This window comes from Fluviicola sp. (assembly GCF_039596355.1).
Taxonomy (GTDB): Bacteria; Bacteroidota; Bacteroidia; order Flavobacteriales_D; family Crocinitomicaceae; genus Fluviicola.
Genome location: NZ_JBCNJW010000003.1, coordinates 352,486 through 377,035, shown reverse-complemented (window position 1 = coordinate 377,035; position 24,550 = coordinate 352,486). Strand labels below are relative to the sequence as shown.

At 42.3% G+C, this 24,550-nt stretch carries 37 protein-coding genes; 2 read left to right on the top strand and 35 right to left on the bottom strand.

Annotation, left to right across the window (positions count from 1 at the left end; genetic code table 11):
* Positions 1 to 39: 39 nt before the first annotated feature.
* From ABDV94_RS09685 to rpsL, 31 genes are all read right to left on the bottom strand, one after another.
* Positions 40 to 1,032 (bottom strand): DNA-directed RNA polymerase subunit alpha, encoded by a 993-nt coding sequence (locus tag ABDV94_RS09685; protein ID WP_343606899.1) that lies wholly within the window; start codon positions 1,030 to 1,032, stop codon positions 40 to 42.
* 155 nt (positions 1,033 to 1,187) lie between these two features.
* Complete coding sequence (gene rpsD / locus ABDV94_RS09680) at positions 1,188 to 1,796, bottom strand: 30S ribosomal protein S4 (protein ID WP_343606897.1); 609 nt, start codon at positions 1,794 to 1,796, stop codon at positions 1,188 to 1,190.
* Positions 1,797 to 1,879: 83 nt separating this feature from the next.
* Entirely contained in the window at positions 1,880 to 2,266 is a 387-nt protein-coding gene (gene rpsK, locus ABDV94_RS09675) for a 30S ribosomal protein S11 (RefSeq protein ID WP_343606896.1), read from the bottom strand.
* A gap of 59 nt (positions 2,267 to 2,325) precedes the next feature.
* Positions 2,326 to 2,700 (bottom strand): 30S ribosomal protein S13, encoded by a 375-nt coding sequence (gene rpsM, locus ABDV94_RS09670; protein WP_343606894.1) that lies wholly within the window; start codon positions 2,698 to 2,700, stop codon positions 2,326 to 2,328.
* 2 nt (positions 2,701 to 2,702) lie between these two features.
* On the bottom strand, positions 2,703 to 2,819 hold the full coding sequence (gene rpmJ / locus ABDV94_RS09665) for a 50S ribosomal protein L36 (protein ID WP_090248872.1): 117 nt from the start codon (positions 2,817 to 2,819) through the stop codon (positions 2,703 to 2,705).
* A 34-nt stretch (positions 2,820 to 2,853) separates the two neighbouring features.
* Entirely contained in the window at positions 2,854 to 3,072 is a 219-nt protein-coding gene (gene infA, locus ABDV94_RS09660; protein WP_343606885.1) for a translation initiation factor IF-1, read from the bottom strand.
* A gap of 3 nt (positions 3,073 to 3,075) precedes the next feature.
* Complete coding sequence (gene secY, locus ABDV94_RS09655) at positions 3,076 to 4,419, bottom strand: preprotein translocase subunit SecY (RefSeq protein WP_343606883.1); 1,344 nt, start codon at positions 4,417 to 4,419, stop codon at positions 3,076 to 3,078.
* Positions 4,420 to 4,442: 23 nt separating this feature from the next.
* A complete protein-coding gene (gene rplO / locus ABDV94_RS09650) occupies positions 4,443 to 4,889 on the bottom strand; it encodes a 50S ribosomal protein L15 (RefSeq protein ID WP_343606881.1) in 447 nt (148 codons plus the stop codon).
* 20 nt (positions 4,890 to 4,909) lie between these two features.
* On the bottom strand, positions 4,910 to 5,086 hold the full coding sequence (gene rpmD / locus ABDV94_RS09645; protein WP_343606879.1) for a 50S ribosomal protein L30: 177 nt from the start codon (positions 5,084 to 5,086) through the stop codon (positions 4,910 to 4,912).
* A gap of 13 nt (positions 5,087 to 5,099) precedes the next feature.
* Complete coding sequence (rpsE, locus tag ABDV94_RS09640; RefSeq protein WP_343606877.1) at positions 5,100 to 5,618, bottom strand: 30S ribosomal protein S5; 519 nt, start codon at positions 5,616 to 5,618, stop codon at positions 5,100 to 5,102.
* Between the two features lie 5 nt (positions 5,619 to 5,623).
* On the bottom strand, positions 5,624 to 5,977 hold the full coding sequence (rplR, locus tag ABDV94_RS09635) for a 50S ribosomal protein L18 (RefSeq protein WP_343606875.1): 354 nt from the start codon (positions 5,975 to 5,977) through the stop codon (positions 5,624 to 5,626).
* Positions 5,978 to 5,989: 12 nt separating this feature from the next.
* A complete protein-coding gene (gene rplF, locus ABDV94_RS09630; RefSeq protein WP_343606873.1) occupies positions 5,990 to 6,547 on the bottom strand; it encodes a 50S ribosomal protein L6 in 558 nt (185 codons plus the stop codon).
* 208 nt (positions 6,548 to 6,755) lie between these two features.
* A complete protein-coding gene (rpsH, locus tag ABDV94_RS09625) occupies positions 6,756 to 7,154 on the bottom strand; it encodes a 30S ribosomal protein S8 (protein WP_343606871.1) in 399 nt (132 codons plus the stop codon).
* 81 nt (positions 7,155 to 7,235) lie between these two features.
* Complete coding sequence (gene rpsN / locus ABDV94_RS09620; protein ID WP_309282391.1) at positions 7,236 to 7,505, bottom strand: 30S ribosomal protein S14; 270 nt, start codon at positions 7,503 to 7,505, stop codon at positions 7,236 to 7,238.
* Between the two features lie 4 nt (positions 7,506 to 7,509).
* On the bottom strand, positions 7,510 to 8,061 hold the full coding sequence (gene rplE, locus ABDV94_RS09615; RefSeq protein WP_343606870.1) for a 50S ribosomal protein L5: 552 nt from the start codon (positions 8,059 to 8,061) through the stop codon (positions 7,510 to 7,512).
* A complete protein-coding gene (gene rplX, locus ABDV94_RS09610) occupies positions 8,061 to 8,378 on the bottom strand; it encodes a 50S ribosomal protein L24 (RefSeq protein WP_343606868.1) in 318 nt (105 codons plus the stop codon). The genes rplE and rplX overlap by 1 nt, the downstream gene beginning before the upstream one ends.
* 13 nt (positions 8,379 to 8,391) lie before the next feature.
* Complete coding sequence (rplN, locus tag ABDV94_RS09605) at positions 8,392 to 8,760, bottom strand: 50S ribosomal protein L14 (protein WP_013685545.1); 369 nt, start codon at positions 8,758 to 8,760, stop codon at positions 8,392 to 8,394.
* A 12-nt stretch (positions 8,761 to 8,772) separates the two neighbouring features.
* Positions 8,773 to 9,030, bottom strand: coding sequence for a 30S ribosomal protein S17 (rpsQ, locus tag ABDV94_RS09600; RefSeq protein ID WP_124747812.1), 258 nt, complete (start codon positions 9,028 to 9,030; stop codon positions 8,773 to 8,775).
* A gap of 25 nt (positions 9,031 to 9,055) precedes the next feature.
* Positions 9,056 to 9,250 (bottom strand): 50S ribosomal protein L29, encoded by a 195-nt coding sequence (gene rpmC, locus ABDV94_RS09595; RefSeq protein ID WP_343606864.1) that lies wholly within the window; start codon positions 9,248 to 9,250, stop codon positions 9,056 to 9,058.
* Between the two features lie 7 nt (positions 9,251 to 9,257).
* Positions 9,258 to 9,686, bottom strand: a complete 429-nt coding sequence (gene rplP / locus ABDV94_RS09590) for a 50S ribosomal protein L16 (protein WP_124744427.1) — start codon at positions 9,684 to 9,686, stop codon at positions 9,258 to 9,260.
* A 23-nt stretch (positions 9,687 to 9,709) separates the two neighbouring features.
* Positions 9,710 to 10,459 carry a 30S ribosomal protein S3 gene (rpsC, locus tag ABDV94_RS09585; protein WP_343606862.1) on the bottom strand — a complete coding sequence of 250 codons (750 nt, stop codon included), beginning with the start codon at positions 10,457 to 10,459 and terminating at the stop codon, positions 9,710 to 9,712.
* Between the two features lie 12 nt (positions 10,460 to 10,471).
* The gene (gene rplV / locus ABDV94_RS09580; RefSeq protein WP_343606860.1) at positions 10,472 to 10,867 is read right to left on the bottom strand and encodes a 50S ribosomal protein L22; all 396 of its coding nucleotides are present in this window, start codon (positions 10,865 to 10,867) and stop codon (positions 10,472 to 10,474) included.
* Between the two features lie 17 nt (positions 10,868 to 10,884).
* Positions 10,885 to 11,163: a 30S ribosomal protein S19 gene (gene rpsS, locus ABDV94_RS09575; protein ID WP_309282384.1), complete on the bottom strand. Its 279-nt coding sequence runs from the start codon at positions 11,161 to 11,163 to the stop codon at positions 10,885 to 10,887.
* A gap of 3 nt (positions 11,164 to 11,166) precedes the next feature.
* Complete coding sequence (gene rplB / locus ABDV94_RS09570; RefSeq protein WP_343606858.1) at positions 11,167 to 11,991, bottom strand: 50S ribosomal protein L2; 825 nt, start codon at positions 11,989 to 11,991, stop codon at positions 11,167 to 11,169.
* Between the two features lie 10 nt (positions 11,992 to 12,001).
* Entirely contained in the window at positions 12,002 to 12,295 is a 294-nt protein-coding gene (rplW, locus tag ABDV94_RS09565; protein WP_343606856.1) for a 50S ribosomal protein L23, read from the bottom strand.
* Between the two features lie 6 nt (positions 12,296 to 12,301).
* Positions 12,302 to 12,928: a 50S ribosomal protein L4 gene (rplD, locus tag ABDV94_RS09560; protein ID WP_343606854.1), complete on the bottom strand. Its 627-nt coding sequence runs from the start codon at positions 12,926 to 12,928 to the stop codon at positions 12,302 to 12,304.
* Entirely contained in the window at positions 12,928 to 13,542 is a 615-nt protein-coding gene (rplC, locus tag ABDV94_RS09555; protein WP_343606852.1) for a 50S ribosomal protein L3, read from the bottom strand. The genes rplD and rplC overlap by 1 nt, the downstream gene beginning before the upstream one ends.
* Positions 13,543 to 13,615: 73 nt before the next feature.
* Positions 13,616 to 13,921, bottom strand: a complete 306-nt coding sequence (gene rpsJ, locus ABDV94_RS09550) for a 30S ribosomal protein S10 (protein ID WP_013685556.1) — start codon at positions 13,919 to 13,921, stop codon at positions 13,616 to 13,618.
* Positions 13,922 to 13,933: 12 nt separating this feature from the next.
* Positions 13,934 to 16,039, bottom strand: coding sequence for an elongation factor G (gene fusA / locus ABDV94_RS09545; RefSeq protein WP_343606849.1), 2,106 nt, complete (start codon positions 16,037 to 16,039; stop codon positions 13,934 to 13,936).
* Positions 16,040 to 16,045: 6 nt separating this feature from the next.
* Entirely contained in the window at positions 16,046 to 16,516 is a 471-nt protein-coding gene (gene rpsG, locus ABDV94_RS09540) for a 30S ribosomal protein S7 (protein ID WP_343606848.1), read from the bottom strand.
* Between the two features lie 15 nt (positions 16,517 to 16,531).
* Positions 16,532 to 16,912 carry a 30S ribosomal protein S12 gene (gene rpsL, locus ABDV94_RS09535; RefSeq protein ID WP_124744417.1) on the bottom strand — a complete coding sequence of 127 codons (381 nt, stop codon included), beginning with the start codon at positions 16,910 to 16,912 and terminating at the stop codon, positions 16,532 to 16,534.
* Positions 16,913 to 17,032: 120 nt separating this feature from the next.
* On the opposite strand from rpsL, the gene ABDV94_RS09530 reads away from it, so the two are divergent.
* Positions 17,033 to 18,139 carry a transglutaminase domain-containing protein gene (locus ABDV94_RS09530; RefSeq protein WP_343606841.1) on the top strand — a complete coding sequence of 369 codons (1,107 nt, stop codon included), beginning with the start codon at positions 17,033 to 17,035 and terminating at the stop codon, positions 18,137 to 18,139.
* Positions 18,140 to 18,177: 38 nt separating this feature from the next.
* On the opposite strand, the gene ABDV94_RS09525 is transcribed toward ABDV94_RS09530, so the two are convergent.
* Positions 18,178 to 18,645, bottom strand: a complete 468-nt coding sequence (locus ABDV94_RS09525) for a hypothetical protein (RefSeq protein WP_343606839.1) — start codon at positions 18,643 to 18,645, stop codon at positions 18,178 to 18,180.
* A gap of 375 nt (positions 18,646 to 19,020) precedes the next feature.
* Here ABDV94_RS09525 and ABDV94_RS09520 point away from each other — a divergent pair, with 375 nt between their 5' ends.
* Entirely contained in the window at positions 19,021 to 21,126 is a 2,106-nt protein-coding gene (locus ABDV94_RS09520) for a hypothetical protein (RefSeq protein ID WP_343606837.1), read from the top strand.
* Positions 21,127 to 21,209: 83 nt separating this feature from the next.
* Here ABDV94_RS09520 and ABDV94_RS09515 read toward each other — a convergent pair whose 3' ends face one another.
* From ABDV94_RS09515 to ABDV94_RS09505, 3 genes are all read right to left on the bottom strand, one after another.
* Complete coding sequence (locus ABDV94_RS09515; RefSeq protein WP_343606835.1) at positions 21,210 to 22,139, bottom strand: T9SS type A sorting domain-containing protein; 930 nt, start codon at positions 22,137 to 22,139, stop codon at positions 21,210 to 21,212.
* 154 nt (positions 22,140 to 22,293) lie between these two features.
* Positions 22,294 to 23,214, bottom strand: coding sequence for a T9SS type A sorting domain-containing protein (locus ABDV94_RS09510; RefSeq protein ID WP_343606833.1), 921 nt, complete (start codon positions 23,212 to 23,214; stop codon positions 22,294 to 22,296).
* A 93-nt stretch (positions 23,215 to 23,307) separates the two neighbouring features.
* On the bottom strand, positions 23,308 to 24,369 hold the full coding sequence (locus ABDV94_RS09505) for a ketoacyl-ACP synthase III (RefSeq protein ID WP_343606831.1): 1,062 nt from the start codon (positions 24,367 to 24,369) through the stop codon (positions 23,308 to 23,310).
* Positions 24,370 to 24,550 lie beyond the last annotated feature (181 nt).

The window sequence follows — 24,550 nt, the reverse complement described above, 5'->3', positions numbered from 1 at the left end:
ACCTATTACGACATTGTATTTAAAAACTATTCCGCGATCCTAGTCTTTGTCTAATTTATACTTCGCAACGTTCATTCCGAAGTTCAATCCTTTGGAGTCAACCAGATCTTCCAACTCTGTCAATGATTTCTTACCGAAGTTACGGAACTTCAATAAGTCATTTTTGTTGTAAGAAACCAGGTCACCCAATGTTTCAACGTCTGCTGCTTTCAAACAGTTCAGTGCACGAACCGAAAGATCCATGTCTACCAATTTTGTTTTCAGCAATTGACGCATGTGCAATGATGTTTCATCGAACTCTTCTGTCTCAGATTTCACTTCACTATCCAACGTGATGCGCTCATCGGAGAAGAGCATAAAGTGATGAATCAAGATTTTTGCTGCTTCCTTCAAGGCATCTTTCGGGTGAATAGACCCGTCAGTTGTCAATTCCAAAACCAATTTCTCGTAATCCGTTTTTTGCTCTACACGGTAGTTTTCGATCGTGTATTTTACGTTTACGATTGGCGTAAAGATGGAATCGATGAAGATTGTTCCGAACGGTGAGTTACCGGTTTTGTTCTCTTCAGCAGGAAGGTATCCGCGTCCTTTGATGATTGTCAGCTCCATCTCCAGTTTAACGGAAGATTCCATGTTACAAATCACCAAGTCCGGGTTCAACACCTGGAATCCTGAAGTGAATTTACCTAAATCACCAGCAGTCAGTTTATCCTGTCCGGAAACAGAAACCACTACTGTTTCGTTGTCAGTTCCTTCGATTTGTTGCTTGAAACGAACTTGTTTCAGGTTCAACACGATCTCAGTTACATCTTCAACAACACCTTTCAACGTTGCGAACTCGTGGTCTACACCTTCGATACGCACGGAAGAAATAGCATAACCCTCCAATGATGATAGTAAGATACGACGCAATGCGTTTCCTACCGTAATCCCGTAACCTGGTTCAAGCGGACGGAACTCAAATTGTCCTTTACGCTCATCAGATTGGATCATAATTACCTTGTCAGGCTTCTGAAAATCTAAAATTGCCATTTGTTTTTCTTCTTTTTAATTGTTTTGCAGTTGCGCGGTATGAAAGATTGAAGAAAAGTCTAACAAACCCTTTGGCTGCAATCCAATATTAATAATTAATTTAAGGAGTCGAGCAGACTCCAAAATCTTAACCCCGTACTTACGGGATCGGCTTATTACTTAGAGTATAATTCGACGATCAATTGTTCCTTGATGTTTTCAGGAATCATGTCGCGGGATGGTACACTCAAGAGCTTACCTGATTTTTGAGAAGCATCCCAATCCAACCAGTCGTAACGTTTGTTAGACGCAGTCAAAGAAGATGTAATTGCTTCCAAAGATTTTGATTTCTCACGAACGCTGATCACATCACCAACACGCAAAGTGTAAGAAGGAATGTTTACCACTTCTCCGTTTACCACGATGTGTTTGTGAGTAACCAACTGACGAGCCGCACGACGAGAAGGAGCAATTCCTAAACGGTATACGGTGTTATCCAAACGCGTTTCGCACAATTGCAACAAGTTTTCACCTGTAATCCCTTTCATGCGGGATGCTTTCTTAAACAAGTTAGAAAATTGACGCTCCAAAATCCCGTACGTGTACTTCGCTTTTTGCTTCTCACCCAACTGGATTGCGTATTCTGATTGTTTACCTCCTCTACGTTTTGCAGGACCGTGTTGTCCTGGTCCGTAGCTTCTTTTGTCCAGCGCTTTGTCTGGACCGAAAATCGGGTCGCGGAAACGACGAGCGATCTTCGATTTTGGACCTGTATATCTTGCCATACTATAAAATATAAAAAGGGGGATTATGAATTAAGGCTTTCCTTCGATAATCACTGTCCCCTTTTTGATTAAAATACTAAAAATTAAACGCGACGTCTTTTTGGCGGACGACAACCATTGTGCGGAAGTGGAGTCACGTCAATGATCTCTACTACTTCGATTCCATGATTGTGAATTGCACGGATCGCTGATTCACGACCAGCTCCGGGACCTTTCACAAATACACGAACTCTACGTAATCCGAAGTCATGTGCTTCTTTAGATGCATCCTCAGCAGCAACTTGTGCAGCATACGGAGTGTTCTTTTTAGAACCTTTGAAGCCCATTTTTCCAGCGGATGACCAGGAAATAACCTGACCAGCGTTGTTTGTCAAAGAAATAATCACATTGTTGAAGGTAGCTTGGATATGCGCTTCACCCGCTGCGTCTACTTTGACCTGTTTCTTCTTCTTTTGATTTGCTTTTGCCATTTCTAATAAATTTAAGCCGCACTAACGTTTGCTTGAATCAACCGCTAGTTCGCGGTTTCTTATTTAGTCGCTTTCTTCTTGTTAGCAACTGTTTTTCTTCTACCTTTTCTAGTACGAGAGTTGTTTTTCGTACGTTGACCTCTCAATGGAAGACCAGCACGGTGACGAATTCCACGTGTACATCCGATATCCATCAAACGCTTAATGTTCAATTGGATTTCAGAACGCAACTGTCCTTCTGTCTTAATTTCAGAAATGGATGTACGGATCAAAGCGATCTGATCATCATTCCAATCCTGTACTTTGATGTTCTCATCAATTCCATTTGATGTTAACACTTTCTTAGCCGTGCTGCGGCCAATTCCGAAGATGTAAGTCAACCCGATTACACCTCTCTTGTTTTTTGGTAGATCAATACCTGCAATACGTGCCATAATTACCCTTGTCTTTGTTTTAGTTTAGGATTCTTCTTGTTAATCACGTAAACTCTTCCTTTTCGTTTAACGATCTTGCAATCTGCAGAACGTTTTTTTACTGAAGCTCTTACTTTCATCTTTTGCTTTTTTATCGGAGTTCTTTCTTACAAATTATTTGTAGCGGAAAGAAATACGTCCTTTAGTTAAATCATAAGGAGACATTTCCACCTTCACACGGTCTCCAGGTAAAATCTTAATGTAGAACATTCTCATTTTTCCTGAAATGTGAGCCGTGATGACGTGTCCATTCTCCAACTCGACACGAAACATTGCATTTGACAATGCTTCGATAATCGTTCCATCTTGTTCGATTGATGATTGCTTAGCCATAATCTAGAAACCTGATGACATTTCGTTTATACTTCTTCTTCCTCTCACGCGGGAACCTTCCATCAAACCATCCATGTGACGGTTCAACAAATAAGATTCGATTTGCTGAAGGGTGTCCAAAACTACTCCTACCATGATTAACAACGAAGTTCCTCCGAAGAAATACTCAAAACCAGAAGTAATATTACAAGCATATGCTATTGATGGCAAAATCGCGATCAGAGCCAGGAACATAGATCCGGGCAATGTGATTCGGGACACCAATGAGTCAATATACTCAGCTGTTTCCTCTCCCGGACGAACGCCTGGGATAAATCCTCCACTGCGTTTCAGATCATCTGCCATCTTACGAGGGTTGATCATGATCGCCGTGTAGAAGTAAGTAAATACGATAATCAAAAGCGCCAACAATGCGTTGTAAGGAACGCCGTGCGTATCCCCCAAAGCATACTGGATCATTCCACCATCTTTTTGCTGTGAGAAAATCATTACAGGGATGGTCATAATTGCCTGAGCGAAAATGATCGGCATTACTCCCGAAGCATTTACTTTCAAAGGCAAGTAGTTTCTTGCTCCCTGTGCATCTACTGCTCTTGCACCGACAACACTTTTTGCTGTATTTAAAGGAACCTTACGAACTCCCTGAACAACCAAAATCGTTCCTAGTACAATCAACATGAAGACAATGATTTCCAAAACAATTTTCAATGGAAAATCTTTGTTAGCAGCCATTTCAGACAAGAACGAAGATGGGAGTCTTGACAAGATACCTACGGTAATCAACAAGGAGATCCCATTTCCAATTCCTTTATCTGTAATGCGTTCACCTAACCATACAGCAAACATTGAACCGGCAACCATACAAGACACTGCTGTTGTCCACCATAACATGGATTGATCAGCAGGTAATGCACCTTGGATACTCGAAGCGTACAATGAAATATAACTTGGTGCCTGAACAGCACAAATTATAATTGTCAGGATACGCGTGTACGTATTGATTTGTTTTCTACCGGACTCTCCTTCATTCTGCATTTTCTGAACAGCAGGAACTGCCATCCCCAATAACTGCATAATGATCGATGCACTAATGTAAGGCATGATCCCTAATGCCATAATTGACACGTTGGTAAATCCACCTCCGGAGAACATCGATAGCAGAGACTCAAGTACATTGTCGCCTCCTTTGCGGGATGCGTTTGCCAGAATGGCATCAGCATTCACACCAGGCAACATGATAAACGATCCGATACGGTACACAAGAATTAAGAAAAGCGTCAATAAGATACGCTTTCTTAACTCTTCTACTTTCCAGATGTTTTTTATGTTTTGTATAAACCGTTTCATAAAAAAAATGTCGGCAAAGTTAATTAGATTTCTGAAATACTACCACCTTGAGCTTCAATTCCTACTTTCGCAGAAGAAGAAAACTTGTGTGCGCTTACGTTTACTTTGGATTTCAATTCTCCGCGGCCCAGGATTTTCACCAGGTCATTGCGGGAAACCAACCCATTTTCACGTAGTACTTCAATAGTAATGTCAGTGATATTTTTTCTTTCAACCAATGATTGAATAGCATCCAAATTGATTGCTTTGTATTCAACGCGGTTGATATTTTTGAATCCGAATTTAGGCACACGGCGCTGTAAAGGCATCTGTCCTCCTTCGAAACCAATTTTCTTTGAATAACCGGAACGGGATTTCGCTCCTTTGTGACCGCGTGTAGCAGTACCGCCACCACCTGAACCGTGTCCACGACCGATTCTCTTATCACTCAGGACGGATCCTTTCGCTGGTTTTAAATTATTTAAATTCATGGATAATTCGTTTTAAAGTATTAATCTACTACTTGTACCAAATGCGCCACTTTCTTGATCATACCAAGAATCTGCGGATTTTCTTCTTTCTCCAGTACCTGGTTCAAACGGCTAAATCCTAACGCCTTGATCGTGTCTTTCTGATCTTGCGGGCGTTTGATAGCACTGCGAACTTGTTTGATTTTAATCGTTGCCATACTATTTCTTTAATTAACCGTTAAACACTTTGTCCATACTGATACCACGCTGACGTGCAACTGTTGCTGCATCACGCATAGAAGCCAATGCATTCATCGTTGCTTTCACTACGTTGTGCGGGTTAGAGGATCCCTGGGATTTTGCCAATACGTTGTGAACTCCTACGGACTCCAACACTGCACGCATCGCACCACCAGCGATAACTCCTGTACCATTTGTAGCAGGTTTCAATAAAACTTCTGCTCCACCGAATTTTCCTTTTTGAGCGTGAGGAACCGTACCTTTCAGGATCGGAACTTTGATCAGGTTCTTTTTCGCATCATCGATTCCTTTTGTAATCGCTTCTGTTACTTCTTTCGCCTTTCCAAGTCCGTGACCTACGATACCGTTTTCATCCCCAACAACTACGATAGCTGAGAAGCTGAATGTACGACCACCTTTTGTTACTTTGGTCACACGGTTCACAGCTACCAATTTATCTTTAAGCTCAATATCTGAAGCTTTTACTCTGTTTCCTATAATTGCTGCCATGATGATTAAAATTTAAGTCCTCCTTCTCTAGCTGAATCAGCCAATGATTTAACACGACCGTGGTACAAGTACCCGTTACGATCGAAAACAACTGATTCTACACCAGCTTTAACTGCTTTCTCAGCAATTTCTTTACCTACAACAGCTGCTTGTTCTGATTTGCTTTTGCTTTCAGCAGCTTTGTTTTTGTAAGAAGATGCAGCAGCCAAAGTTACTCCTTTCGTATCATCGATCAACTGAGCATAAATCTGCTTGTTTGAACGAAATACTGATAGACGAGGCACGGAAGTTGTACCAGAAATTTTCTTTCTGATTCTTCTCTTAATTTTTGCTCTTCTGTTGATTTTACTAAATGCCATAACTTTCTAAAATTATTTTTTACCTGCAGATTTACCAGCTTTTCTTCTAATCTCTTCGCCGACAAAACGAATACCTTTTCCTTTATAAGGTTCAGGTTTACGAAGGGAACGAATCTTGGCAGCAGCCTGACCCAAAAGTTGCTTGTCGTGTGACTCTAAAGTCACAATCGGAGCTTTACCTTTTTGAGTATCTGCAGATACCTTAATTTCTTTCGGGAATTCGATTGCAATCGGGTGAGAGTAACCTAATGCCAACTCCAACAGTTGTCCTGTTGCAGTTGCACGGTAACCTACTCCGATTACTTCCAACTCCTTTTTGTACCCTTCGGATACACCGATAACCATGTTTTGAACCAATGCGCGGTATAAACCGTGCTTGGAACGATGATCCGGCGCATCAGACGCGCGGCTAAAAGTGATCTCAGAACCTTCGATGTTCAATGAAACAGCTGTTGTATCAAACTCCTGCTCCAATGTACCTTTGGATCCTTTTACGGAAATAACTGATCCGTCCACCTTTACTTCTACTCCACTCGGGATTGTTACTGGGGATTTACCTATCCTTGACATTGTTTATTTAATTACGAATTACGAAAACGAGCGCAAAGGTACAACAATAAAAGATACGAGTCAAGCTCCTATCTTTTTTGTGTCCCTAGCACTCAGAAATCTGCATTCTAGTTTCTACTTAATTGACCATTAAAAATGAAAAATTGAAAAGGTATCTTGATTTACTCAGCGATCAGCCTTTTCAATTTTAAATTCTCAATTTCCTTTTTTAATATACGTAGCAGAGTACTTCTCCACCTACGTTTTCTTTTCTTGCTTCTTTGTCAGTGATTACACCTTTGGAAGTAGAAACGATCGCAATACCCAAACCGTTCAATACACGTGGCATTTCATCAGCACCACTGTACTTACGAAGACCTGGACGAGACGCACGCTCAATCTTGGTGATCGCAGGAACTTTGGTAGAAGCATTGTACTTCAAAGCGATTTTGATGATTCCTTGTTTGTTGTCATCTTCGAACTTGTAGTTCGCGATGTAACCTTGATCAAACAAAATAGCTGTAATTGCTTTTTTAACATTCGATGCAGGAATTTCGACTGTTTTCAAACGTGCAGCATTCGCGTTACGGATGCGTGTCAAAAAGTCTGCAATAGGATCTGTTAACATGTTTTTATTGTTTTTTAATGAATACTCGGTAGAGTTTCTAAGCCCCCGACGTTCCTTACGGAAGTCGGGGTATCTAGACTTTTACCAACTTGCTTTTTTAACTCCCGGGATTTTTCCTGCCAGAGCCATTTCACGGAAAGTAACACGTGAAACTCCAAACTGGCGCATATATCCGCGAGGACGACCAGTCAAACCACAACGGTTGTGTACACGAACCTTAGATGAGTTCGCTGGCAACTGCTGTAATTTATCCCATTCGCCGGCAGCTTTCAACTCTGCACGTTTTGCAGCGTATTTAGCAACCATTTTTTCTCTTTTGCGCTCACGCGCTTTCATTGATTCCTTAGCCATTGTCTTATTTTTTGATGAATGGGAATCCGAAGGCATCCAGCAATGCTTTTCCTTCTTCGTCGCTTTCAGCTGATGTAACAAAAGTGATATCCATACCCAAAATCTTGCTTACCTTGTCGATATCGATTTCAGGGAAAATGATATGCTCCTTCACTCCTAAGTTGAAGTTTCCGCGTCCGTCAAATCCTTTCGCGCTAACTCCACGGAAGTCACGGGTACGTGGCAAAGCTACAGAAATGAAACGATCTAAGAAATCGTACATTTTGTCTCCGCGCAACGTTACTTTCGTTCCGATTGGCATTCCTTTACGCAGTTTGAAGTTAGATACGTCTTTTTTAGACGTAGTAGCTACTGCTCTTTGTCCTGCAATACGGGAAACGTCAGCGATCGCGTTATCAATGATTTTTTTGTCAGCAACCGCATCACCCAATCCCTGGCTGATGACGATTTTCTGCAGTTTAGGTACACGCATAATGGTTTTGTACCCAAATTTCTCAGTCAATGCAGGAATGATTTCCTCTTTGTACTGTTTCTTTAATCTTGGTGAATAACTCATTACTTGATCTCCTCTCCTGATTTTTTAGAATAACGAACTAACTTACCCTTCGCATTTTCCTTACGTCCGATGCGAGTCGCTTGTCCTTTAACAACCACCATTAAGTTGGAAATATGAATAGTTCCTTCTTTTTCGACGATTCCGCCTTGTGGTTCAGACGCGCTAGGTTTTGTGTGGCGTTTTACCATGTTCACTCCACCTACAGTAGCTCTTTCTTTGTTTCTGTCAATAGTCAGTACTGTTCCTTCCTGACCTTTAGACTCACCGCTTAATACTTTAACAGTGTCGCCTACTTTGATGTGTAATTTCTTTTGCATGACTTCACTAATATTAAAGTACTTCGGGAGCAAGTGAAACAATTTTCATGTAATTGTTTTCACGCAGCTCACGAGCTACTGGTCCAAAAATACGGGTTCCTCTCATCTCCCCCGCCTGATTCAAGATAACACATGCGTTATCATCGAAACGAATGTAAGAACCGTCCGGACGGCGAACCTCCTTGCGTGTTCTTACAACAACCGCCTTGGCAACCGATCCTTTTTTAACGGCTCCAGAGGGCATTGCGCTCTTAACAGCTACTACGATTTTATCTCCTACTGAAGCATAACGACGTTTTGTACCACCCAATACGCGGATACACAACACCTCTTTTGCTCCGGAGTTATCTGCAACTGCAAGTCTTGATTCTTGTTGTATCATTGCAACTAATTATTATTTAGCTCTTTCTAAAATTTCTACTAATCTCCAGTTCTTGTTTTTAGACAAGGGACGAGTCTCCATGATCTTAACGGTGTCACCAATGTTACAGTCGTTATTTTCGTCGTGGGCCACAAATTTAGTAGTTTTTTTTACGAACTTACCATATTTCGGGTGTTTTACTTTTCTTTCTACAGAAACCACGATAGATTTTTCCATCTTATCACTGGTAACAGTCCCGATACGTTCTTTTCTTAAATTACGCTTTTCCATTTCAAGCTTCTTTTACTTTCAAGCGTTACGCCTGAATTTCACGTTTTCTCAATTCTGTATTCAAACGAGCAATTTGCTTGCGAACGTCACGAATTTGAATCGGGTTCTCCAATGGAGTTACTTTGTGTCCGATTTTCATTTTCGCCAACTTTTCTGTTTCGCTTAACAATTGCTTTTTCAAATCGTCAACTGAAAGTTTATTAATTTCCTGTCCTTTCATGTTTCAACTATTTTCCTGGTATAACATAATCATTACGAACGATGAACTTACATTTTACTGGAAGTTTTTGAGCAGCTAAACGAAGTGCTTCCTTAGCTACTTCATAAGGAACTCCGTCCGCTTCGAACATAATACGACCTGGTCTTACAACTGCCACCCAGTGGCTAGGAGCTCCCTTACCTTTACCCATACGTACCTCTGCTGGCTTGGATGTGATCGGTTTGTCTGGGAAGATACGAATCCACACCTTTCCTTCACGCTTCATGTAACGCGTAACTGCGATACGGGAAGCTTCAATCTGGCGTGATGTAATCCATCCCGGCTCCAATGTTTTCAGTCCAAAAGATCCGAATGCAATCGTAGATCCGCGTTGAGCTTCACCACGATTACGACCTTTCTGAACTCTTCTAAATTTGGTTCTCTTTGGAGATAACATCTTCTGAAAATTTTAATGTGTTTTTACTTCTTTTTACGGTTGTTTCCACCTTTTCCTCCAGCCGGACGACGGTTTCCTCTGTCACCAGACGGAGCACCACCTTTCGCTGCAGCCGCAGCCATTCCAACATTCGGAGAAAGATCACGACGACCGTAAACTTCACCTTTACAGATCCATACTTTGATCCCGATCAAACCGTAAGTAGTCAATGCCTCACCTACTGCGTAATCGATATCAGCTCTGAACGTATGTAACGGAGTACGTCCATCTTTGTACATTTCTGAACGAGCCATTTCAGCTCCATTCAAACGACCTGAAATTTTCACTTTGATACCTTCGGCACCCATTCTCATGGTTGAACCGATAGCCATCTTGATAGCACGACGGAATGAAATACGAGCCTCGATCTGACGAGCGATACCATCTGCAACCAAACGAGCATCCAATTCAGGACGTTTTACCTCGAAAATGTTGATTTGAATCTCTTTTTTCGTCAATTTCTTCAACTCTTCTTTCAATTTGTCGACTTCCTGACCACCTTTACCGATAATCACACCCGGACGAGCCGTGTTGATTGTTACAGTAACGAGCTTGAGGGTACGCTCGATGATGATTTTAGAAATACTTGCTCTGGATAAACGAGCGTGAAGATACTTGCGGATCTGATCGTCTTCAACGATTTTATCGCGGTAGTTATCTCCACCGTACCAGTTAGATTCCCATCCGTGGATGAAACCTAGTCTATTACCAATTGGATTCGTCTTTTGTCCCATTTTCCTTTACAATTATTTTGAACCATCAACAACGATAGTCACGTGGTTTGATCTTTTACGAACTCGGTAAGCTCTACCCTGTGGAGCAGTCTGAATACGCTTCAGCATTCCCGCACTACCTACTTCGATAGATTTCACCACTAATTTCTCATCCTCAATGCTTTTACCTTCGTTTTTAGCTTCCCAGTTAGCAATTGCAGAACGCAATAACTTGGATAAACTAAGCGATGCGTCTTTCGCATTGTGTTGCAATATGTTTAGAGCTTTGTTTACTTCTACTCCACGTACAAGATCTGCAACCAATCTCATTTTACGAGGAGAAATCGGAGAATTGTTCAACTTAGCGAATGCCGTTGTTTTCTTCTCTTCTTTAATTTGATCAGCTCTTAATTTCTTTCTAGCGCCCATGTCACTTGAATTTTAAACTATCTTTTTTTATCCTTTTTGTTAGCACCATGCCCACGGAAGTTACGCGTCGGAGAGAATTCTCCCAATTTGTGACCTACCATGTTCTCTGTTACAAACACAGGAATAAACTTATTCCCGTTATGCACTGCAAACGTCAACCCAACAAAGTCAGGAGTGATTGTAGAAGCGCGGGACCATGTTTTGATTACCGCTTTGCTTCCGCTTGTTTGTGCCTCATCCACTCTTTTTGTCAACTTGTAGTGTACAAACGGTGGTTTTTTCAACGAACGACTCATACCTTATTTCTTTCTTCTTTCGATGATAAACTTATCTGAATACTTCTTTTTCGAACGCGTCTTGTATCCTTTAGCAGGCATACCGTTACGTGAACGAGGGTGACCACCGGCGTTACGCCCTTCACCACCACCCATCGGGTGATCTACCGGGTTCATCACAACACCACGTACACGTGGACGACGACCCAACCAGCGTGAGCGACCAGCTTTACCAGAAACTACCAATGAATGTTCTCCATTCGATACAGCTCCGATTGTAGCCATACAAGTAGTCAAAATCATACGAGTCTCACCAGAAGGCAATTTGATAATCGCGTAACGACCATCACGAGCGTTCAATTGAGCATATGTTCCTGCACCACGAGCGATTGCACCACCTTTTCCAGGCTGCAGCTCGATGTTGTGGATCACAGATCCAAGAGGAACATCGGATAAAAATAATGCGTTTCCAACGTTCGGAGCAGCACCAGCACCGGATACTACTGTATCACCTACTTTCAATCCTTCAGGTGCAACGATGTAACGTTTCTCACCATCCGCATAGTAAAGCAATGCAATACGTGCAGTTCTGTTCGGATCGTATTCGATTGTCTTAACAACCGCAGGAACACCATGTTTCTCACGTTTGAAGTCAATAATACGATACTTTTGCTTGTGTCCACCACCGATGTAGCGCATGGTCATACGACCATCATTGTTACGACCACCAGACTTGCTTTTCTTCGCAACCAAGCTCTTTTCAGGAACATTCGTTGTTACTTCAGCATACGTACTGTTGATCTTGTGTCTTTGCCCTGGAGTAATAGGCTGAAATTTTCTAAGACCCATCAGTTTTTACTTAAAAATTATTAAACAAATCAATCGTTTCTCCTTCGGCAACAGTTACGATGGCTTTTTTCCATACGCGGCTCTGTTGCTCAACGACACCTCTATTTGTATATTTCACAGAGGATTTTCCACCGCCATAAGTGAGTGTGCGTACATTCACAACGTGAACTCCGTACATCTTTTCGACAGCGCTTTTAATTTCCAATTTATTCGCCTTGCGATCTACTTCGAAAGCGAAGCTGCCGTTATCGTTTGCAGCTGTTGCTTTTTCTGTAATGATTGGCTTTTTGATAATTGTACTCATCATCAATTAGTTTAGAATCTTTTCGATTACTTCGATTGAACTTTCTGTTAATACAACTTTCTTCGCGTTCAACACATCAAATGTGTTTACGGAATCAGCAGATACAACTTTAACGCGTTGCAAGTTACGTGAAGACAAGTAAACATTGTCGTTACCCGCTCCTACGATCATCAACACCTTCTCGTTTAACAAGTTCAAGTTCGATAACATCGATTTGAATTCTGCTGTTTTTGGTGTTGCAATAGCTACATCTTCTACAACAACAATTGAATCTAATTTTGCTTTGTAAGCGAAAGCTGACTTACGAGCCAGACGCTTCAATTTTACATTCAATTTGAAGTGGTAGTTACGCGGGCGTGGTCCGAAAATACGTCCTCCACCTACACGTGTACCAGATTTAACACTACCGGCACGAGCACCACCCGTTCCTTTTTGTTTTTTCAATTTTCTGGTAGATCCTGCTACTTCGTTACGCTCTTTTGATTTGTGAGTACCTTGACGACGATTTGCCAGGTGCTGTTTCACATCTAAATAGATTGCGTGATCGTTCGGCTCAATTCCAAAGATTGTCTCTGACAAGGTTACCTTTTTGGAAGTAGCCTTTCCTTTGCTATCAATTACTTTTACTTCCATTATTTCTCAATTGTTACGGTTGAACCTTTAGGCCCTGGAATAGAACCTTTTACTACGATTAAATTTCTGTCAGCCAAAATACGCAATACTTGCAGGTTCTCTACAGTTACGCGTTTGTTACCTGTCTGACCCGCCATGCGCATTCCTTTGAATACACGTGCAGGGTATGAACAAGCACCAATTGAACCCGGAGCACGCAAACGGTTATGCTGACCGTGTGTTGATTGACCAACTCCACCGAAACCATGACGTTTAACAACCCCCTGGAAACCTTTTCCTTTAGATGTTCCAACAACTCCAACAAACTCTCCTTCTTCGAAAAGTGTTGCGTCTACTACATCTCCGAGATTAAGTCCGTCAAAGCCTTTAAACTCCACCAATTTAGATTTTGGTGTTGTGTTTGCTTTTTTGAAGTGACCTTTCAATGCATTTGGAGTGTTTTTTTCTTTACGCTCTCCAAATCCTAACTGAATTGCCTCATACCCATCTCGATCTTGTGTTTTAACCTGCGTTACGACACAAGGACCAGCTTCTATTACCGTGCATGGTGTTGCCTTACCCTCGGCACTGTAGATGCTAGTCATTCCGATTTTTCTACCAATAATTCCAGGCATACTTTTGTTTATTATAAATTATAAATTATAAAAGGAGACAGAGCCCCCGACTGTAAACGTCGGGGGAGTATCATCACACTTTAATTTCTACATCAACTCCGCTAGGAAGTTCCAATCTCATCAACGCATCAACAGTCTTGGAAGAAGAACTGTAGATGTCCAACAAACGCTTGTAAGAACACAATTCGAACTGCTCACGCGCTTTCTTGTTAACGTGCGGTGAACGCAATACGGTGTAAATACGTTTGTGCGTTGGAAGTGGAATTGGACCACTTACTACTGCTCCTGTTGCTTTAACCGTTTTCACGATTTTCTCAGCCGACTTGTCAACCAGGTTGTGATCGTACGACTTTAATTTAATTCTAATTTTCTGGCTCATTACTCGTTTGTATTAAGCGGATACTTTTCCATTTGATTTTGCAATAACATCGTCTGCAACGTTCTTAGGAGCCTCAGCAAAGTGAGAGAATTCCATAGAAGAAGTTGCACGTCCTGAAGACAAAGTACGCAACTGAGTTACGTAACCGAACATTTCAGATAAAGGAACGTCAGCCTTAACAACTTTAGATCCTGCTTTATCATCCATTCCACGAACGACAGCGCGACGACGGTTCAAGTCACCTACGATATCCCCCATGTTTTCTTCCGGTGTAACCACTTCAATTTTCATGATCGGCTCCAACAAGATCGGACGACATTTCTTCAATGCTTCACGGTATGCCATTTTAGCAGCCAATTCGAAAGACAATGAATCTGAATCGACCGCGTGGAATGAACCATCAATCAATTCAACTTTCAATGCTTCAACCGGGAATCCTGCCATCACACCGTTCTTCATAGACTCTTTGAAACCTTTCTCAACAGAAGGGATAAATTCACGTGGAATGTTACCACCTTTGATTGAGTTGATGAACTCAAGTCCTGTTTTCTCCTGGTTATCCTGAGGAGAGATTTTTACGTAAATATCCGCAAACTTACCACGACCACCAGACTGTTTTTTGTACACTTCACGGTGCTCGATAGAAGCTGTAATATCTTCACGGTAAGAAACCTGAGGAGCTCCCTGGTTTACTTCTACCTTGAACTCGCGACGCAGACGGTCAACGATGATGTCCAGGTGAAGCTCACCCATTCCGGAGATAACTGTTTGACCAGTTTCTTCGTCTGTGTTTACACGGAATGTCGGATCTTCTTCAGCCAATTTGTTCAAACCAATACCTAAACGATCCTGGTCAGCCTGAGTTTTAGGCTCAATTGCGATTCCGATTACCGGCTCAGGGAAGTTCATAGACTCCAATACGATTGGGTGCTTCTCGTCACACAAGGTATCTCCTGTACGGATATCTTTAAATCCAACCAAAGCAGCGATATCTCCTGCCCCCAGTTCTTCAATTTGATTTTGCTTGTTTGCGTGCATCTGGAAGATACGTGAAATACGCTCTTTGCTGTTTGTACGTGTGTTCAATACGTAAGAACCTGCTGGCAATTTACCAGAGTAAGCACGTGTAAAGCACAAACGACCTACAAACGGATCCGTTGCAATTTTAAATGCCAAAGCAGCAAACGGCTCATCGTAAGATGGTTTGCGGGAAGTAGGCTCATCCGTTTTCGGATCAGTTCCTTCGATTGCTTCGATATCCAATGGAGAAGGAAGGATTTCCATCACCATATCCAACATGGCCTGAACTCCTTTGTTTTTGAAAGAAGAACCACACATCATCGGAACTACTTTTCCTGAGATTGTAGCCTGACGCAATGCATCCAGGATTTCACGCTCAGTCAAAGAGTTTTCATCTTCGAAGAATTTCTCCATCAATGTTTCGTCGAATTCAGCCACTGCTTCCAACAATTCGGAACGCAATCTGCGTGCATCGTCAATAATATCTGCAGGAATTTCAACTTCTTCGAAAGTCATCCCCTGGTCAGCATCGTTCCAAACGATTCCTTTCCAGTTGATCAAATCCACAACACCTTTGAAATGATCTTCATCACCGATGTTGATTTGTAATGGCAAAGCGTGGCTTCCCAACATTTCTTTCACCTGCTTACACACGTTCAAGAAATCAGCTCCCTGACGGTCCATTTTGTTCACAAAACCGATACGAGGAACATTGTAGTTATTCGCCAAACGCCAGTTTGTTTCAGATTGAGGCTCCACTCCGTCTACTGCAGAGAACAAGAACACCAATCCATCCAATACACGCAAAGAACGGTTTACCTCTACGGTAAAGTCAACGTGTCCAGGAGTATCAATAATGTTGATGTGGTATTTTTGACCACGGTAGTTCCAGTTTACTGTTGTAGCAGCAGAAGTAATGGTAATACCACGCTCTTGCTCTTGCTCCATCCAGTCCATGGTAGCACCACCGTCGTGTACTTCACCAATTTTGTGGTTTACACCTGAGTAGTACAAAATACGCTCAGTTGTAGTCGTTTTCCCAGCATCAATGTGAGCTGCGATACCAATGTTACGTGTAAATTTAAGATCTCTTGCCATGACTTATTAGAATCTGAAATGTGAGAATGCTTTGTTAGCTTCAGCCATACGTAGTGTATCTTCTTTCTTCTTGAAAGCAGCACCTTCTTCTTTCGAAGCAGCGATGATTTCAGAAGCCAATTTACCTGCCATTGACTTTTCGTTACGTTTACGAGCGTAACCAATCAACCATTTCATAGCCAATGATTGTTTACGACCTTCACGAACAGGAGTTGGGATTTGGAAAGTTGCTCCACCAACACGACGGGAACGAACTTCCACAGATGGAGTTACGTTTTCCAATGCTTTTTTGAACACTTCCAATCCTTCTTGATCTTCAATTTTCTTGTCTACGATTTCCAATGCATCGTAGAAAATTTTAAATGCCAAATTCTTTTTTCCGGAGTACATCAAGTTGTTAACGAACTTGGTTACCGTAACGTCATTAAACTTCGGATCCGGGAGGATGGCAATCTTTTTCGCTTTTCTTCTTCTCATCTCTTAAAAGTTTAATTATTTCTTAGCTTTTGGACGTTTTGTTCCGTACTTAGAACGACGTTGTGAACGGCCTTCAACACCTGCTGTATCTTCCGCACCACGAACGATGTGGTAACGAACCCCAGGCAAATCTTTCACCCTTCCACCACGCACAAGAACCAAAGAGTGTTCTTGTAAGTTGTGACCTTCACCTCCGATGTAAGCATTTACTTCCTTACCGTTGGTCAAACGAACACGCGCTACTTTACGCATCGCTGAGTTCGGCTTCTTAGGCGTAGTGGTGTACACACGTACACATACTCCTTTGCGCTGCGGACAAGAATCCAAAGCCGCTGACTTGGATTTCTTAACTACCGCAGTCCTTCCCTTGCGCACTAACTGTTGTATAGTTGGCATACAGTACTCAAATTTTGTTTGTTAATAAATATACTTTTACCCCAAAGAACACACTTTGAGGGGTGCAAAGATAGATAGAAAAACTTACAATGCAAGTGTTTCTGGAAAAAAGTGCTGTTTTTGAACAGATTAATGTTCATATCACATTCCGAAGTGATCAAAAAGCAACAGATCATTTTTGGAGTATTTGATTTAATTTTGCATTCAATTTTTAATAATCTCATGCGATTTTTAGCAATCACCTTGTTTCTATCCATTCTACAGCCGGTTTATGCACTTGAAAAACTAAATCTGAAACTTTACAATTATGCAAAGGCGTGTCCTGAAAATTCCGCTAAGAATTTAAATAGCCTGGTTGATTATCTATATAAAGGAGGAAATAACCAGACACAGCGAGTTGAATTGTTCTGCTATTGGATCGCTGAGAATATTGCTTACGACACCGAAGCATACGAATCAGGAAAGAAAACAGATACGGATAAAATTCTCAGCTACAAAAAAGGCGTTTGCCAAAACTACGCAGAACTGTTACAAAAGATGTGTAACGCTGTCAGAATTGAATGTCATTTGATTTCCGGTTACTCAAAAGGATACTCTTATTTCAAAAACAAACCGTTTCCTGATACTGATCATTCGTGGAACATCGTTAAGGTTGATGGAAAATATCTTTTTATCGACGCCACCTGGTCCAGCGGATATGTTGAAAAAGTCAGCGGCTCACTTACTTTTTTTAAAAAACTCAAAATCAAAGAAATTTTTGCTGACCCCAATTATTTCCTGACGACCCACCTTCCAGGCGATCCCAGATGGCAACTACGTGATAATCCCATCACACTAAAAAGTTTTTCAAACAATGACTCTATTAAAGAGATGCTAAAATTCACCATCTCAAAGTATACATATTTAGATAGTCTAAAAACATACTTGGTTGCTGACAGTATAGATCAGAAAATAATCTCATTACGCAGCACCTACAATTTCAACCCTGTCAGCAGCCACCTAAAAAGCCTCGCTGATACTTACTTCAACAAAGCATGGAAAATATCACATGATGCAAAAGAAGCAAAAGACTATGAATCTGCCATTGACTGGTATAACCAAACCATCAATCTTTATTCAAAACTGAATAATTCGCATGGGGTGAAATGGATTGGCAATGCAAAGAAAAACATCAATTACTGTAATAGTAAAATCAAAGCTTTAAAAGAAATACAGCGGACGAACTAGAGAACCTCTCTCTGATTGAGGCGCTACCGCACCCCCTATCAACTTTTATACTTCCCGATCAAACGCTCCAGTTCTTTTGTTTTCAGAACCAGCAACAACCCGATCACTACTTTTGAAAGTGAAGCCATGAATAGCGGCAGGGTCACATTTCTGCTCAATACCACTCCCAGAAATTCCGGGATGCTTTCGCTCAGGGAATAAAGCCCGATGATCACCATAACCAAACCAAGGGTGTTCGCCACGGTAAGATTAACCGGAAACTCCTTTTCTTCCATCCCCTTTTCCAGTTTGAATGCGTGAATAACGCGCTCCGTGCGGAATAAGCAGAGAAAAGCGATCAACCCATCAATCAGCAGGACCAGGATAAACGAAAGGGAAACCGGATTCTGATGTGAAGACCCGGAAAATGGAAACTGAAGTAATACAGCCGTGCTCTGAACAACAGCAAAGAAATACCAGATTCCGATGATTTTAATAATGATCGACCAAAGGGTTAGCAATTTCATATGAATGATTTCGGTTATGATGTTTGCAAACAAAAGTAAGAAAAAGCTTCCGCTTGTATAGCCCGTCGGATCAAAACAAAAGAAAGCAACGAATGACTGCCTTCAGATGACACCCTGACAGATCATTGGTACAACTGAACTGACCAGAAAACAAGTTCTCCGCTCGTACAAAAGCATTCATTTTGAGTCGTTTTATATTCCTTTTGAAAATTTTTAAAAAATAATTCACTCAAATTTCAGTTTTTCCGAACACAACTAAATCGTTTTAAAACTGAATTTTCCGATTTTCAGTCAGTTACCTTCAGAAAAAATTAACCCTGGCTTAACTTTGACTTGTTCTCAGCCGCCGTACTTTAGCCGAAATTTTACTACAACATGAAGGTAATTCTCTCCACTTGCCTATTCTTTATTTTTGGCTGTGCTTCAGCTCAAACAACCATCGCCATCCAGGATTTTGATGGCGGAACGCCCACCTGGGTTTACACCAATACAAACGGTGCAACCGTTACCGGAAACTCCGCTGCGGGCGACCGCCCTGCTTCATCTGCCGTCTATACCAGTGCAACAACGGCTTTCGGAACAGTAAACACCACTTCGACATTAGTCTTTAGTAATATTACCGGGTTGGCAAGCTATACGTCCAAGTATGTCGAGTTTCGTTTGGCCTCCTGGTCAATCGGGTCAACAGCTAATGGCGCAGAAACTTCGGACGCAGTGAATCTGGACATTTCCTTTGACGGTGGAACGACTTACTCGAATGAAATCCAGGTTACCGGAAACTTAAACGCTTATTGGCACTATACTACCGGAACAGGTTTGGCAACGACGGTTTATGATGGAAATAATGTCCCAAGTACTTTTGCTCCTGGAGGAACAGCAGGTAACAAAACAACCGATGGTTACTCAACAGTTCACCTGGATTTGCCGAACTCATGTACACAGGTACGCATCCGTATTCGCGCAGTCAACAATGCTGCCGCAGAACGCTGGACTGTAGACGATGTGAAACTGATCGGAACACTGACAACTCCCTGTTCTCCGGGAGCAGCACCAACGACCAATGCCAGTGCAATTACTTCCGTTAATTTCTGTACCAGCGCGCAATTGAACTTTACAGCGGGGAACGGAGCAAACCGCATCGGAGTGATCTCTCTGAACAATTTTTCCAATACCCCTGTTAACGCGACGAACTATGCTGCAAATGCCGCTTACGGATCAGGAGCAACGCTTGGTGCTGGAAATTATGTCGTAATGAACGGAACCGGGAACACTGTTACCGTAACAGGTCTTACCGCCGGAACAACCTATTATTTCAAAGTGTTCGAATACAACGGAACCGGCACCAACTGTGATGAATCGTACCAGACAGCTTCCGTGGCAAGTTATTCTTTCACTACACAAACCAATTGTAATACTCCTCAGATTCGCTCCATCCTGGCGGATGCCTGCTCCAGTGTGGAAGGATTGGACGAACAGGTTATCATCGAAAACGGTTCAAATCCGCTATCGATCAGCGATATGACACTCGCATTTCCTTCAGGAGGAACGTATTGCAACTCGGGGTGCGGAACCAATACCCTGGGCAACAATGCAAGTTACATCACGCAATTGAACACGGCAGCCGGTTGCAACCTCTTTACATACGCAGATCCGATTCCTGCCGGCGCCATCATTGTGGTGTTTACCGGACAAACACCTTCCTACGTATTCGATTACTCTCCTCAATGCCCTTCCACCCAGCAATATTATGCTGTGTTCTGTAACAACACCAGTACCGCCGGACGTTTTGCGAATAGCGGAACCGGGACGCGCACCCTGGATGCCACATTTGCTGGAGTTAGTGAATCGGTCAGTTATGCTCCGAACTCACTTGGAGGAAACGGAAGTTTCATTGATTTCGACGATCCGGGAAATCCGACTTACCGCGTTGAACCAAGTTGTATTTATCCCCTGGGTGTGGAACTGCTGAACTGGCAGGCATCCATGCTGGACAATGACGTATTATTGACCTGGATCACACTTTCTGAAACCAACCTGGGTAAATTTGAAGTGTTGCGCGTGGATCCGTTCAATCAAACGGAAAGTGTGATTCAAACCATTTATGTGAATGGGAATGGAAATTCCGATACCCGACACGATTATTCGGCAATAGACCAGGCTCCGGAACCTGGATTGAATTATTACCAATTGGTATCTGTAGATCGCGACGAACAACAACAGCGCAGCCCGATGATTGTTTTGAATACCCATTTCTCCGATCAATATGCAAGCTATCATTCGGGAACAGTGCAATTCGGGCAGGCCTTGAAACACGGAGACCAGTTGACGTTCTACAATTCCGAAGGAAAGGAACTCCACTCCTTCGAGGTTCATGAAACAACCAACTACGTCATGCAGGAACTCACTGCCGGGGTTACATTGATTCGTATCACACACCGAAACGGTTTTTCAGAAACAGTACGACTCCTGGTGATCCATTAATTGGCACGATTACACCAAATAATTAAACACATCAAAGCGGCTTTATAATCTTGGTAAAGTCGCTTTTTTATTAATACCTTGCATTATCTCCCTGAAATTTGAACCGACTTCACTGTCTGTTCTCCGTTTGCGTTTTCAATATCCAGGTAATAGGTTCCCTGCGGCAATCCCGATAAATCAATTTCGGTCAATGTGAGGTTTGTATCAAACGCTTTCAAGACAGCTCCCAGCACGTTCATAACTTTGATCTGCTTCAAGGGAACTTCAGACAGCAATTCAATTTTTCCTGATGAAGGATTCGGATAAACGGAAACAGATTGCTTCACCGATTCATCCAATCCCAAATAATATTCACAAGCTCCTCCGCTCGGGTTGTAGTACAAGCTATCATCTTCAAAACAGAGAAAACTAACCTGATCCAAATCCAATGCTCCCCATTCTTCACACGTATTATCGAATGGAAACAGGTAGCATTCGGTTGTTCCAAAACGGGAATTTGTTTTACCATTCAGACTTCTAAAGGAATCTGCTGTCTTCCCCAAATTCAGCTCCACCGCATTTTGTCCACCGATCATCAACGATCCGACAGATTGGACAACACAGACAGACGTATCGTTACATGACATATATTCCGTTGGGGTGATATCCAAAATCCAGTTGTCATTTGGCTGAGCAGAAAAATCAAACAATACAAAGAATTGTTCCAGATCTCCATTCCAATAAAAAACGGTATCATTCGAATGGTAAATAATTCCTCCTTTATAATCCGAAATCGTTTCGAAAGGAGGACCAGTCGGACCCGACATGATGAAACTATGTCTCTTTGCCTTGATCTCCTTACATTGTTTACCCAAAATGGTTGTGTCGCCACTTTCCCACACTTTGATATATCCTTTTTCTCCGACATTAAAAAAACTGTAATGCCAGACCGCATGTCCTTTTGTCCAAATAGAAGATTGAGCCAGTGAATGCAAACTGATCACCGCAAACAGCATGAGTAACCCTTTTCTCATAGTAGTGGAGTTTAGAAAGTTATATTACCATGACGCGTTTTTTAGAAAAAAGATGCTCTCAATGAACAACTTAAGGTCAATTCATCCATGTTGAGACATAAAAAAACGACCCGAAAGTCGTTTTTACACTGGTTGCAGCGTATGTGTTTAGTCATTATCTCCCCGAAACCTGAACCGACTTCACAGCCTTTTCTCCGTTCCGGTTTTCAATATCTAAGTAATAAGTTCCCTGCGGCAATCCCGACAAATCCACTTCTGTTAAGGTCAAATCGGTATTTACTTGTTTGATCAGCGTACCGAGAATATTCAGCACGTTGATCCGCTTCAAAGGAACTTCCGACAAGACTTCCACTTTTCCCTGTGAAGGATTCGGGAAAACAGCAACCGATTTCTTTACCGCTTCATTCAGTCCCAGGTGGATTTCACAGCCCTGACCACTCGGATTATAGTACAAGCTGTCGTCTTCAAAACACGCAAACTGCACCTGATCCCACTCAACGATCACCGAGCTGTCGCAACTCGCAGGAAACGGAAACAAATATCCCAAACTTCCAAAACGCGCATTGGCTTTACCGCTGATGTAATATCCGGAACCCGGTGAACTACCCACAGTCAATTCCGGATAGTTTTGTCCCCCCAGATTGATGGTTCCAACCGATTCTACCATCGCTACGGAAGTATCGTTGCAGGAAAAAGGCGGATTCCCTCCGGTTTGCAACAACCATTCGTCACCCACCTGGGCAGAAAAGTCATACAACACGGAGAAATGATCCTGGTCCCAATAAAAAACGGTATCATTCGAAACGTAGACACTTGCGGAAATGTACCCACTTGTGGATTCAAAATACGGCCCGTTGGGGCCAACCAAAGAAAAACTGTGCCGTTCGGAACGCATCTTCGTGCATTGTTTTCCCAAAAGCGTCGTATCGCCGTTTTCCCACACTTTGATGTACCCGCTTTCGCCGACATTCGTGAACCGGTAATGCCACACAGCGTTTCCTTTTGTCCAAATCGGTGATTGAGACAACCCAGAGAAACTGATGATTGCAAAGAAGATGAGTAATGTATTTTTCAAGACTAAACAGATTTATGAGGTTAATACCTACTAAAACGCTTCTTCTCAAAAAAGGTTGGAAAAATCTTGCAAATGAATCATTTACCCGCTGCATCAAACCCGGTAACAAACTGCATTGATATTCATTCCGGCTCCTACCGAAGCAAACAACACAATATCGCCTTCTGCAATTTTATACCCGTTCATTTCTTCCCGCTTCACCATACTGAGCAAAGTCGGAATCGTTGCCACCGAACTGTTTCCCAATTTGTGGATGTTCATCGGCATCAGGTGTTCTGGCATTTCGGACACTTCATACAATTTGAATAGTTCGCGGACAATGGCTTCATCCAGTTTTTCATTCGCCTGGTGAATGAAGATCTTTTTCACATCCGTAATCGATACTCCTGCTTTGTCAAGGCAGTCCTTCATTGCTTCGGGAACATGCTTCAAGGCGTATTCGTAGACTTTTCGTCCTTTCATTTTGACGTAGCGGATACGCGGGTCGGATTCCGGGAAATTGGATTTTCCCAGATTGAGATAGGTCACCTCATCTTCGCAATGGCTTTGCACACTGAACGACAAGATTCCCGATTTCGAATCATCCGATTCCACGATGGTTGCTCCTGCTCCATCGGCAAAGATCATGCTGTCGCGGTCATACGGATCTAACACGCGACTCAGCGCTTCCGCCCCGATAACAAGGCATTTTTTCGCCATTCCGCTTTGAATAAACGCATGCGCCTGGATCAGTCCCTGGAGCCATCCCGGACAACCGAAAATCAGGTCATAAGCCACACAATTCGGGTTTTTGATTCCCAAACTATGTTTCACACGGGAAGCGATTGAAGGAATCATATCGGTTTGGATCGTATGCTTGATGACATCTCCGAAATTGTGCGCCACAATAATCTGGTCGATTGTTTCGCGGTCACAGTTTGCATCCCGGATGGCATCTTCGGCGGCAATGGTTGCCATATCCGAACAATTCAGATCAGAGGTTGCATACCGGCGTTCTTCAATTCCGGTAATGGATTCAAATTTTTGGGCAATGGCTTCCGGTTTCAGGTTGATTCGATTTTGGTACTCATCATAAAACTGATGAATCATGAAGTCACCGTTGGTTTTAACAACAGACGGGATATAACGTCCGATACCTGTAATTACACTTTTCATGCTTAACTGAATAAACTGTTTATTAAATAATTACAGAAGTTCTGGGGATGTTGTTTTTCCTTGTGGAAGGAGGGGCGCTTAAAGCAAAGATAGAAACTATTCTTTCAGAATGATTTTTTTTAAACTTTCTTGGCAAGTTCTCCCGAAAATAACATCTTTCGCCCATCTGTTACAGCTAATC